The organism is Oerskovia enterophila, assembly GCF_044748475.1.
In the GTDB taxonomy this organism is placed as follows: domain Bacteria; phylum Actinomycetota; class Actinomycetes; order Actinomycetales; family Cellulomonadaceae; genus Oerskovia; species Oerskovia enterophila.
Genome location: NZ_JBIVFZ010000001.1, coordinates 828,700 through 840,787, shown reverse-complemented (window position 1 = coordinate 840,787; position 12,088 = coordinate 828,700). Strand labels below are relative to the sequence as shown.

Sequence of the window (12,088 nt, the reverse complement as noted above, 5' to 3'; positions counted from 1 at the left end):
GTCCGGGCCCTTCGTCGTGCGTCAGGAGTGCGGCGCCGGCTAGGCGCTCCGCTCGCGCGGGGCCCGCTTGATCGCCGTGCGCGGGATCAGCGTGGGGTTCACGTTGTCCAGCACGGCCTCACGCGTGATGACCACGCGCTCGACGTCGTCACGGCTCGGGACGTCGAACATGACCTGCTGGAGGACCTCTTCCATGATCGCGCGCAGCCCACGGGCACCGGTCCCCCGGAGGAGGGCCTGGTCCGCGATGGCCGCGATCGCGTCGTCCTCGAACTCGAGCTCGACGCCGTCGATCTGGAACATGCGCTGGTACTGCTTGACCAGGGCGTTGCGCGGCTCGGTCAGGATGCGTACCAGGGCGTCGGTGTCGAGCTTGGCGACCGACGTGATGATGGGCAGTCGACCGATGAACTCCGGGATGAGCCCGTACTTCTGCAGGTCCTCGGGACGGACCTCGGCGAAGAGGTCCGCTTCCTCGTGCGTGTCCATGGGGGCGCCGAACCCGACGCCGCGTTTGCGCGAGCGGGTCGCGACGATCTCGTCGAGCCCGGCGAACGCGCCGGCCACGATGAACAGGACGTTCGTCGTGTCGATCTGGATGAACTCCTGGTGCGGGTGCTTGCGCCCGCCCTGGGGCGGCACCGAGGCCGTGGTGCCCTCGATGATCTTCAGCAGGGCCTGCTGGACGCCCTCTCCCGACACGTCGCGCGTGATCGAGGGGTTCTCCGACTTGCGGGCGACCTTGTCGACCTCGTCGATGTAGATGATGCCCGTCTCGGCCTTCTTGACGTCGTAGTCGGCGGCCTGGATGAGCTTGAGGAGGATGTTCTCCACGTCCTCGCCGACGTAGCCGGCCTCGGTGAGCGCCGTGGCGTCCGCGATCGCGAAGGGCACGTTGAGCATCTTCGCGAGCGTCTGGGCGAGGTAGGTCTTGCCGGTCCCCGTGGGGCCGATCAGCAGGATGTTGGACTTGGCGATCTCCACCTGGGAGTCGTCCGACGGACGGGCCGTCTCGCCTGCCTGGATCCGCTTGTAGTGGTTGTACACGGCGACGGCCAGCGCTCGCTTGGCGGCGTCCTGGCCGATGATGTACTGCTCGAGGAAGTCGAAGATCTCGCGCGGCTTGGGGAGCTCGACGAGCCCCAGCTCGGCCGCTTCCGACAGCTCTTCCTCGATGATCTCGTTGCAGAGCTCGATGCACTCGTCGCAGATGTACACGCCGGGACCCGCGATGAGCTTCTTGACCTGCTTCTGGGACTTACCGCAGAAGGAACACTTCAGCAGGTCCGCACCATCTCCGATCCGAGCCACTACGAGCCTCCTAGCCTCGGTCTTGCTGCTCCGCCGGTGTCGATGACCCGGCGGTCCGGACGGCACCTGCCGACCTACACCCCATTGCACACCACCGGGGGCCCGTTGTCAGCCGGGCACCCCGGTGGGTCGGGAGGAATTGTCCCGATCAGGGCTTGTTCTGGATGACCGGCTTGCGGCTCTCCAGGACCTGGTCGACCAGGCCGTACTCCAGGGCCTGCTTGGCCGTGAGGATCTTGTCGCGCTCGATGTCCTCACGGACCTGCTCGACGTCGCGACCCGAGTGCATGGCCAGCGTGTCCTCGAGCCACTCGCGCATGCGGATGAGCTCGTTCGCGTGGATCTCGATGTCCGAGGCCTGCGCGTAGCCGCCGCCCTCCATCGCGGGCTGGTGGATCAGCACGCGGGCGTTGGGGAGCGCGAGGCGCTTGCCGGGCTGGCCCGCCGCGAGCAGCACCGCAGCGGCCGAGGCCGCCTGTCCCAGGCACACGGTCTGGATCTGCGGCTTGATGTACTGCATGGTGTCGTACAGCGCCGTCATGGCCGTGAACGACCCACCGGGCGAGTTGATGTAGAGGATGATGTCGCGGTCGGGGTCCTGGCTCTCCAGGACCAGGAGCTGCGCCATGACGTCGTCGGCCGAGGCGTCGTCGACCTGGACACCCAGGAAGATGATGCGGTCCTCGAACAGCTTGGTGTAGGGGTCCTGGCGCTTGAAGCCGTAGGCCGTGCGCTCCTCGAACTGCGGGAGCACGTAGCGCGAGGACGGTGCGCCGTGCGGGAGCGCGATGCCGCCGCCTGCTCCGGCGCCCGCGAGGCGCTGAGCGGTCGAGATGTACTGCGATTCCTGGCTGGCTGAGTAGCTCAAGGTGTCTCCTCGGGTGGGGTCGTGGACGTGTGGGCGGGTTGTCGGCGAGCTCAGCTGCTCGTCGTGCCGCCGCCACCCGTGACCGACGAAGCGTTCGTCACGACGTGGTCGATGAAGCCGTACTCGAGGGCCTCGGGAGCCGTGAACCAGCTGTCGCGGTCGTTGTCCTTGAGGATCTTCTCGAGGGGCTGGCCCGTCTGCTCGGCCGTCAGCTCCGAGAGGACCTTCTTCATGTGCATGATGAGCTGCGCGTTGATGCGCACGTCGGTCGCCGTGCCGCCGATGCCGCCCGAGGGCTGGTGCATCATGACGCGGGCGTGGGGCGTCGCGTAGCGCTTGCCCTTGGTGCCCGAGGAGAGCAGGAACTGCCCCATCGAGGCCGCCATGCCCATCGCGATGGTCGCGACGTCGGGCTGGATGTACTGCATGGTGTCGTAGATCGCCATGCCGGCCGTGATCGACCCGCCGGGCGAGTTGATGTAGAGCCAGATGTCCTTCTCAGGGTCCTCGGCCGCGAGCAGCATCATCTGGGCACAGATGGCGTTCGCGTTCTCGTCGCGCACCTCCGAGCCCAGCCAGATGATGCGCTCCTTGAGCAGCCGGTTGTAGATGGAGTCGTTCAGGCCGAGTCCCGGCCCCTCGGCTCGTGCCACCGGAAACTGATCGCTCACGTCCATCTCCTTCGTCGTTCCCTCGTCGCTCGCGACGCTCGAACGTCGCGGCTGGTCGGCTGTCCGTCGTCGACGGAGTCACCGTTGCTGTGACCCTAACGCGGGCAGGGAGCGGAAACCGTCCCGATATCCGGGGTTTTCGCTGTCGGCGCAGGAAGGGCGCCCCCGCTGCCCGACGGCGCCGCTCACCAGGCGTTCCCGGGCCCGTTAGGCGACCCTCGCCCGGGCGACCCCGCGGGTCTCGTCGGGCACTGGAGCGAGCCCTCACCCCGTGCCGTCGCCGACCCGACCATGCGCGACGGCCCCCACCTCCGCGCGGAGGTGGGGGCCGTCGTCGGGCAGCTCGTCGAGCCGGTCCTCAGGGAGATCAGGCCTTGTCGGCTGCTGCCTCGTCCTCGGAGACGACCTCGATGCCCTCTTCGTCCGTGATGCCGGTGACGTCCTCGCCCGCGGCGGCGGCAGCGGCGTCAGCGGCCGCGTCCTCCTCGTCCGAGCCGATGAACTCGCTCAGGTCCACGACGTTGCCCTCGGAGTCCTTGACCTCGACCTGGCGCAGTGCCACGGCGAGCGACTTGGAGCGCGCGACCTCGCCGACCATGGCGGGGATCTGGCCGCCCTGGTCGAGCGACTGGATGAACTCGTTCGGGTCCATGCCGTACTGGCGCGAGGCGTTGACGAGGTAGTCCAGGAGCTCGTTCTGGGCGACCTTGATCTTCAGCTGCTCGGCGAGCGTGTCGAGGAGGATCTGGTTCTTGAGCGCGTTGGTCGCGTCGACCACGACCTCGGCACGGTGCGCGTCGTCCTCGAGACGACCCTCGGACTCGAGGTGGCGGTGCACCTCGGCCTCGACCGCGCCCTGGGGCACGGGGATCTCGGTGTTCTCGACGAGGTGCTTGACGAGGGCGTCACGCGCCTCGACGGCCTGGTTCGAGGTCTTGATGCTCGCGACCTGCTCGCGCAGGTCCGCCTTGAGCTCCTCGATCGTGTCGAACTCGGACGCGAGCTCGGCGAACTCGTCGTCGGCCTCGGGGAGGTCACGCTGCTTGACCGAGGTGGCCGTGACGGTGACCTCGGACTCCTTGCCCTCGTGGTCGCCACCCGCGAGCGGCGCCTTGAAGGTCGTGGTCTCGCCGGCCGAGAGGCCCGTGAGCGCCTCGTCGAGGCCCTCGAGCATGTTGCCCGAGCCGATCTGGTAGCTGATGCCGGAGACCGAGTCGATCTCCTCGTCGCCGATGACGGCCTTGAGGTCGATGACGACGAAGTCGCCCTCGGCCGCGGGGCGGTCGACGCCGACCAGCGTGCCGAAACGCTCGCGCAGCGCGTCGAGGCGCTCCGCGATGTCGTCGGCGGAGACCTCGGCGGCCTCGACCGTGAGCTTCACGGAGTCGAGCGCGGGGATCTCGATCTCCGGGCGGACCTCGACCGTGGCCGTGAAGTGCAGCGAGCCCTCGGCGTCGAGCGGCACCTCGGTGACCTCGACGTCGGGCTGGCCGAGCGGGCGGATGCCCGACTCGTTGACGGCCTGGCGGTAGAAGCCGGAGAGGCCGTCGTTGATGGCGTGCTCGAGCACGGCAGCACGACCGACGCGCTGGTCGATGATGCGCGCGGGGATCTTGCCCTTGCGGAAACCGGGGACGTTCACCTGCTCCGCGATGTGCTTGTAGGCGTGGTCGATGCTCGGCTTGAGCTCGTCGTACTCCACCTCGACGGTCAACTTGACCTTGGTGGGGTCCAGGGTCTCGACGGCGCTCTTCACTTCGATGATCTCCAACTGATCGGGGAGCCGACGTGCGGCAACGGGGTGCGTGCATGTCCCGCCGGTTGCAGCGGGACCTGTTCGAACGTTCATCGATCGGGGCAGGCGCTGGCGCCTGGTCGATCGCGTCGCCTCGAGCGGTGCGGGCAGGAGCCTCGAAGGGCTCCGACCGGAAGGGCGCACGGACAACCCGTCCATGGTACGCCACACCTCGTGGGCGTCGGTTCGCCGGAAGCGGTGGCGGTGGCGCGGGTGCGGGCACCGGTGCCGGCACCCGTCCGCACCGAGCCCTCCCGGCACACCAGGCCCCAGCCCGGGAGGACCGACGGGGCGCCGGAGCCGGGCTGGGGAGGCCCCCGGCCCGGCTCCTGCGCTCCCGGCCGCGCCCTCGCGCGGTCCCCCTCCCGGCCGGTCAGCCCCCGAGCGCCGACGTCGCGAGCAGCGCGCGCTCGAGCTCGGGACGCAGCACGCCGGCGGCCGTGGCCGTCAGGTGGCTGCCGTCGCGGTAGAGGAGCAGCCCGCCGAGCACGGCCGGGCATCGCTCGGTCGAGCAGACGACCCCGGAGACGTCGACGGCCTCGACCCCGGGCACGTCGCCCAGCGCGAGGTCGACCAGCAGCGGGTCGGGCGGCAGTCCGTCGGCCCGGGCGAACGCGCACTCGTCCCAGTCGTCGATCGCCCCGGACACGCAGCTCGGGACGTCGAAGACGGGCGTCGGGGTGTCTCGCAGGTACACGACGGGCACGTCGTGCTCGGCGAACCGGTCGAACGTCGAACGCCAGGCGTCGAGCCGCAGGTCGGCCGCCTGCTCGTCAAGGAAGTACGCGGCGCTCGACCCCAGGATCACCACCTCGGCGTGCGCGGCGATCCGGGCGACCTGTGCGTCGCGCCAGCTCTCGCAGTGCTGCGACTCCTCGAGCAGAGCCTGCGGCAGCGCAGCGGGCGTGCAGCCTCCCTTGGTCACGATCGTCAGGTGCCAGCCCTGGTCCAGGGCGATGTCACGCAGCGCCCCGCTCCACTGGAACGCCTTCGAGTCGCCGAACAGCACGACCTCGGGCCCGCCGGCCGGTCCGACGACGCACTCGTCCGGCCAGTCGGTCGCGCTCAGGCTCAGCGAGCCCAGGCACGGCGTCTCGGCGGGCGGGGCGTCGAGCGCCGCGCGCGTGAGCCCTGGCGACACCGGTCCCCCGGTGCGTGCGAGCGAGGCAGGATCGAAGATCTCGTCGAGCGCGACGTCCGCCGCCGCGACGTCCTCGTCCGCGAGCGCCCCGTAGACCGCCGACCCGGCACCCAGGCTCGCGGTCAGTGCCAGCACGACCCCGGTGAACCCCACCGAATAGCTCGCCGAGGGCCGGAGCACCACGGCCGGGGAGTGCCGGAGCGGGGCCTCGACGCACCGGAGCACGAGCCACGCGAGGCCGCCCGCGCCGAGGGTCAGGACCACGCGCTGCGGCCATCCGAGCGGCCCCCACGCGGCGTCGGCGAGGACGAGCACCGGCCAGTGCACGAGGTACCAGGCGAACGAGAGCCGCCCGACGAACCGCACGGGCGCCAGCGCCAGCACGTGCCCCACGGTCCCGGGAACCACCCGGACGTCCGCCGCCGCGGCGAGGATCGCGACCGTCCCGAGGGCCGGCAGGAGCGCTGCCAGCCCGGGGAACGCCGTGGCCTCGTCGTAGACGACGGCCGACCACCCGATCGCCGCGCACCCGGCCCAACCGACCAGCGTCCACGTCGCGCGCCGGAGCCCCCGGCGACCACGCGCCGGGGCGAGGCTCGCGTGCGAGAGCGGTGCGGCGCCGTCGGGCCTGCCGAGCAGCGCCGCCGCCAGGAGGCCTCCCACCCCGAACTGCCAGGCCCGCGTGAGCGGCGACATGTAGGCGACCGCAGGGTCGCTCGCGGTCAGGACCAGCGAGACGACGAACGAGGCGACCGTGGCCACCGCGAGCACCCACACCGCGGCGGGCAGGGGGCGACGACGCGCGCGCGCCGCGAGGACCCCCGTCAGCGCGAGCAGCAGCGGGAGCACGACGTAGAACTGCTCCTCGACCGCGAGGGACCAGTAGTGCAGCACGGGGCTGGGAGCCGACGCGGCCGCCATGTAGTCGGTCTCCTGCGCGATGAACCGCAGGTTGGCGACCTGCAGCGCGCTCGCGAGGACGTCGATCATGGTGTCGCGCGCTCGCAGCGGAGGGAGCACCCACCACGCCGCGACGGCCGTGCCGACGAGCACCACGCTCGCCGCGGGCAGGATGCGGCGCGCGCGGCCCGCGAAGAACGCGTGCAGGCCGATCCGTCCCGTGGACGTCAGCTCGCGCAGCAGGAGCCCCGTGATGAGGAAGCCCGAGACGACGAAGAAGAGGTCGACGCCCACGTAGCCCCCGGGCACGCCCGGGACGCTCGCGTGGAACAGCAGGACGAGCACGACGGCGAGCCCTCGCAGCCCCTCGACGTCGCCGCGGAACCCGGGCCGGTCACGCCCGGTCCGCGCGCTCACAAGGCCCCGATCATGGGGTCGAAGACGCCCGACGCGAGGAGCCCCACGAACGCGATCGCCGTCGTGAGCGCCGTGACGGCGGGCCAGCGGAGACCGCCTCCGGAGCGCGCGCTCACGCCCGGGCCCCTGCGGGCTCGGCCACGACGAGAACGCGCGAACCCAGCGTTGGGCTGCTCGGGCCCGCAGCCGACCGGCCCGGGCCGCGCGGCGCCAGGACGCGCAGGCCGGCCACGACCAGGGGGACCGTGACGTACGCGTAGAAGCCCGCGAGCACGACCATGGCCCAGTACCGGTCCAGGCCGTGGGCCGCGGCCCCGAGCACCACGCCGACACCCCAGGCGAGGGTCCCGAGGCCGAGGGTGACGACCATGACCCGCGCGATCGTGCGGGCGAGCACGCTCGACGAGCCCTTGCCGCCCGTCGGGACCCAGCCCGCGCTGCGCCCGACGAGCGCGTGCCCGAGCACCACGAGGTGGCTGAAGCTCTGGGCGAGCTGGACCCGCAGCACCTCCGGGCGCCACCGGGTGCGGTGGACCGCCGGGTAGAGCACGAGCAGGACCCACAGGCTCGGGAGGAAGACCAGGAAGCTCGTCGGACTGACCTGCTCGGGGAACCAGAAGCACATGACGATCGCGGGGACGTACAGGTTGAGCGCGAACAGGGCCGTCTCGGAGTAGTAGACGAACCCCGCCCAGACGGCGAGCCGCTGCCGACTGTCCAGACCCAGCGTGGCCTCGCGGCCGTCCGCGACCAGGGCCACCGAGCCGTTGGCCCACCGGTACTGCTGGGTGAGGAACGGTGCGAGCTCGTCGGGGCACAGGCCGCGGGCGAGGCGCACGGGGACGAACCGGGTCACGAACCCGGTGCGCAGCAGGGCGATGCCCGTGTACATGTCCTCGCTGTGGTCGATCTCCGGGAATCCCCCGACCGTGTCGAGGGCCGAGCGCCGGTAGAGCGCGTTGGTCCCGCAGCACACGGTCGCGCCGTAGCGGTCGCGCGAGGGCTGGACCCAGCGGTAGAAGATCTCCTGCGTCGCGCCCGCGGTGCGCTGCAGCCACCCCATGCGCTCGTCCGTGTCGAAGTCCTGCGGGCTCTGGACGATGCCCACGGTCGGGTCGTCGAGGTACGGGACCAGGTGGTGCAGGAAGTCGGTGCGGGGGCAGAAGTCGGCGTCGAAGATCACGATCACCTCTCCCGTCGTGACCTGGTAGGCCGACCGGAGGTTCCCGGCCTTCTTGAGGTGGCCGCGGTCGGGGCGCACCCGGTAGCGGAAGCCGTGCCGGGCCGCGAGCGCCTCGACCTCGGGGTCGGCCCCGTCGTCGAGGACCCACACCTCGACCTCGCCGGGCCAGTCGAGCCGGGCGACGTGCCCGAAGGTGTTGTCCAGGACCCGGAGGTCCTCCCCGCACACGGGCAGGTAGACGTCGATGCTCGGGTGGGTCGACGGCGTCCACCCGGCGACCTTCTGCTCGTGCGAGGCACGCGTGACCCGGCCGCGCGCCGTCCCGGTCAGCAGCCACAGCGTGATGCTCGCGAGGGTCAGCCCGACGGTCAGGTAGAGACCCCACAGCCACGGCGAGCGCGCCGCGAACAGGCACACTGCGACGAGGATCGGGAGCGTGGCGACGATCCCCACGGGCTGCACCCAGCGCTGGAGCCGTTCGAGGTCCTGGTAGACGTCGTCGTCGTCCGGCGGGGACGGGAGGAGCATCCCGCTCGTCGTGGGCGGGGCGCCCGGCGTGACGGCGGCCTGGTCGCTCGACCGGGCACGTCCCGACGACGGGGCGTCCGCCGGGTCGAGCGGGCGCCCCGACCGGTCGTGGGTCGCCGGTGGGCGACCGGTGTGGTGCGGGGCAGGTCTTTGTCCGTGCAGCACTGTCACAGGAGTTCTCCGCTTCGATACCAGGTGCGCCCGAGGGCGCGGATGGCTCGCCGCGGCGACGTTGACTCGGCGGCAACCGGTCACGACGACCGATATGGAAGGAACGCTAACGATCTATTGCCGCCCACGGCGGACAAAGTGCTCAAAGCGGCCTGGGCATCTCATCCCATAAGACAGATTCGCCTGATCTGTCAGGTTCCTGCCAGCGCGACCCTGCCCGAGGGACGACGAAGGCCCCTGCTCCGTGGGCGGAACAGGGGCCTTCGTGCTCGTCGGGGTGACAGGATTTGAACCTGCGACCTTCCGCTCCCAAAGCGGACGCGCTACCAACCTGCGCCACACCCCGATGAAGACGTCACCCGGAGGCGACGGGCGGCGGCGAGGCGCAGCTCCCCTCGGGAAGACGCACCGCTCCACCACCAGCAACGGCCAAGTGTACGGGTCCTCGCGCACGTGCGATGCCACGTTCCGCCTCACCTGACCCGCAACCGCACCGGGCAGGTCCCGCACGGGCGCCCCGGGTGCGACGACCCTGCCGGACCTTTGCTAAGGTAGCGCCGCAGACCTCGCCACCACGGCGGTCTCTTCTGCGCGGATGTAGCTCAATGGTAGAGCCTCAGTCTTCCAAACTGATCACGCGGGTTCGATTCCCGTCATCCGCTCCGCACCACGACGGCGGCCCTGGACCCCAGGGCCGCCGTCGTCGTCCCCCGACCGTCTACTGGTGCCGCATGGCTGCGGCCAGCTGGTCCTCCGGATCGATCAGGTGACCGTGATCGTCGTCACCCAGGTCGATCTGCGCCCAGTGGATCGTCCCCGAGAACTCACCGCGCGACGTGCGGTACCCCTCGTACACGGGCATCCCGGTGTCGAGCCCCACGTCGAGCCCCTCGTCGAACGAGAAGTACATGGGATGGGTCCGCTCGACGCGCCCGTCCCCCACCGCCTGCCCGTCGACGTACAGGGTGACCACGCCACCCTTGCCGATGCCCCCGCCGTCGTACGCGAACTCCGCCCGGACCTGGTGCACGCCGCCACCGACGGGCGACGTCGAGACCACCGTGGCCCGCAGGAGCCCGCAGTAGTTGTAGTGGAAGGCGAGCCTGCCGTCCTCGACGAAGAACGCCCACCCTCCCGTGCGCCCGCCCTGGGCGAGCAGCACGCCCTCGGCCGCGCCGTCGTCGGGCAGGAGGACCTCGGCCGTGGCCGAGAACGAGCGGTTCTTGACGTTGATCGCCACGTTCTCGTTGAGCCGCACCATGCCCGGGTACAGGCGCAGGGTGTCCCCCTGGACGAGCGTCGGACGACCCGCGAACTCCGGGTTCATGCGCTCGGCCGCCCGGTCGTCGAGCGGGAGCACGTTGTAGCGCGTGGCCTCGATGAGGAAGAGCTGCTGGAGCTCGGCGAGCTTGGCCGGGTTCTCCTTCGCGAGGTCGCGCGACTGGGTCCAGTCCGTCGTCGTGTCGTAGAGCTCCCACACGTCCTGCGAGAAGTCCGGCGGCTGCCCGACGAGGATCCACGGCGTGCGGTGGCGCGTCTGCGCCGTCCAGCCCTTGTGGTAGATCCCCCGGTTGCCCATGATCTCGAAGTACTGCGTGAGGTGACGCTCCTCGGCGTCCGGGGCGTCGAACGAGTAGGCCATCGACACGCCGTGCATGGGGACCTGCGTGACCCCGTTGACCGTGTGCGGCTGCGCGAGGCCCGCGAGCTCGAGGATCGTGGGCGCGACGTCGATCACGTGGTGCCACTGGTGGCGCACCTCGCCCCGCGCGGCGATCTTCGCGGGCCAGTGCACGATCGTCCCGTTCCTGGTCCCCCCGTAGTGCGAGGCCACCTGCTTGGTCCACTGGTACGGCGTGCACATGGCGTGCGCCCAGCCCACCGCGTAGTGGTTGTACGCCTCGGGCCCGCCGATCTTGTCGACGTGCTCGGCCCAGAACTCCGCGGTCTCGTACTCCGCTCCCCCGTTCGCCGCGGCCGAGAGCATGTACGCGCCCTCGAGGCCCCCCTCGGCCGAGGCCCCGTTGTCGCCGATGATGTAGAGGACCAGCGTGTCGTCGAGGATGCCGAGCCCCTCGATCGCGTCCACGACCCGGCCCGTGTGGTGGTCCGCGTACTCGAGGAAGGCCGCGTAGACCTCCATCTGGTGCGCCAGGAACCCCTTGCGCTCCGCGGGCATGTCGTCCCACGCCGGGATCTCGGCCGGGCGCGGCGTGAGGACCGCGTCCGCGGGGACGACGCCGAGGGCCTGCTGGCGCGCGAAGGTCTCCTCGCGCACGGCGTCCCAACCCTGGTCGAACTTCCCCCGGTACTTCGCGATCCAGTCCTGCGGGACGTGGTGCGGGGCGTGCGTCGCGCCGGGCGCGAAGTACACGAAGAACGGCTTGTCGGGCGTCAGCGCCTTCTGCTGGTTGATGTACTCGATCGCCTTGTCGGCCAGGTCCGGCATGAGGTGGTACTCCGGGTCGTCCGGAGGCTCGATCAACGAGACCCCGTCGACGAGGGCCGGCGTGTACTGGTTGGTCTCGCCGCCGATGAACCCGTAGAACTTCTCGAAGCCGGAGAACGCGGGCCAGTGGTCGAACGGCCCCGTGGGGCCGCTCTCCCACACCGGGACCTCGTGGCACTTGCCGAACTGCGCCGTGTTGTACCCGCTCTGGCGCAGGATCTCCGGCAGCGGGACGCACGAGTTGGGGCGCGTCGAGCGGTAGCCCGGCGACGGGGTCGCGGTCTCGGTGATCTGCCCCATGCCGACCTGGTGGTGGTTGCGCCCCGAGAGCATCGCGGCACGCGTCGGCGAGCAGATCGCCGTGGTGTGGAAGCGCGAGTACTTGAGGCCGGCACCCGCGAGCCGCTCGGCCGTCGGTGTGCTCGCCGGGCCGCCGAACGCGCTCGACGCGCCGAACCCGACGTCGTCCAGCAGGACCAGCAGGACGTTGGGTGCCTTCTTGGGCGGCCTCTTGACCTCGAGCGGCGGGAGCGGCTCGTCGAGCTTCCTCGCATCCATGACGATCGGTCCCCGGTAGACCTGGTCGGGAACGGGGAGGACGGAGCCCGGGAGTTCTTCAGCCATGCTGGTCCCTTCATCGACACGTGACGACGC

At 70.8% G+C, this 12,088-nt stretch carries 7 protein-coding genes and 2 tRNA genes; 1 reads left to right on the top strand and 8 read right to left on the bottom strand.

Features of this window, described 5'->3' with window-relative positions:
- Positions 1 to 39: 39 nt before the first annotated feature.
- The 7 genes from clpX to ACIPWA_RS03645 form a co-directional block, all read right to left on the bottom strand.
- Positions 40 to 1,311 carry an ATP-dependent Clp protease ATP-binding subunit ClpX gene (gene clpX, locus ACIPWA_RS03675; RefSeq protein WP_056648595.1) on the bottom strand — a complete coding sequence of 424 codons (1,272 nt, stop codon included), beginning with the start codon at positions 1,309 to 1,311 and terminating at the stop codon, positions 40 to 42.
- A gap of 148 nt (positions 1,312 to 1,459) precedes the next feature.
- Positions 1,460 to 2,179: an ATP-dependent Clp protease proteolytic subunit gene (locus tag ACIPWA_RS03670; RefSeq protein ID WP_082608699.1), complete on the bottom strand. Its 720-nt coding sequence runs from the start codon at positions 2,177 to 2,179 to the stop codon at positions 1,460 to 1,462.
- 50 nt (positions 2,180 to 2,229) lie between these two features.
- A complete protein-coding gene (locus ACIPWA_RS03665; protein ID WP_056648593.1) occupies positions 2,230 to 2,856 on the bottom strand; it encodes an ATP-dependent Clp protease proteolytic subunit in 627 nt (208 codons plus the stop codon).
- A 361-nt stretch (positions 2,857 to 3,217) separates the two neighbouring features.
- Positions 3,218 to 4,606 (bottom strand): trigger factor, encoded by a 1,389-nt coding sequence (gene tig / locus ACIPWA_RS03660; RefSeq protein ID WP_056648987.1) that lies wholly within the window; start codon positions 4,604 to 4,606, stop codon positions 3,218 to 3,220.
- Positions 4,607 to 5,018: 412 nt separating this feature from the next.
- Complete coding sequence (locus tag ACIPWA_RS03655) at positions 5,019 to 7,103, bottom strand: acyltransferase family protein (protein ID WP_400288178.1); 2,085 nt, start codon at positions 7,101 to 7,103, stop codon at positions 5,019 to 5,021.
- A gap of 112 nt (positions 7,104 to 7,215) precedes the next feature.
- Complete coding sequence (locus ACIPWA_RS03650; RefSeq protein ID WP_400288176.1) at positions 7,216 to 8,814, bottom strand: glycosyltransferase family 2 protein; 1,599 nt, start codon at positions 8,812 to 8,814, stop codon at positions 7,216 to 7,218.
- A gap of 443 nt (positions 8,815 to 9,257) precedes the next feature.
- A tRNA-Pro gene (locus ACIPWA_RS03645) sits at positions 9,258 to 9,331 on the bottom strand.
- 245 nt (positions 9,332 to 9,576) lie between these two features.
- Here ACIPWA_RS03645 and ACIPWA_RS03640 point away from each other — a divergent pair.
- Positions 9,577 to 9,647: transfer RNA gene (locus tag ACIPWA_RS03640), tRNA-Gly, on the top strand.
- 56 nt (positions 9,648 to 9,703) lie between these two features.
- Here ACIPWA_RS03640 and ACIPWA_RS03635 read toward each other — a convergent pair.
- Positions 9,704 to 12,058, bottom strand: coding sequence for an arylsulfatase (locus ACIPWA_RS03635; RefSeq protein ID WP_400288175.1), 2,355 nt, complete (start codon positions 12,056 to 12,058; stop codon positions 9,704 to 9,706).
- Positions 12,059 to 12,088: the final 30 nt, after the last annotated feature.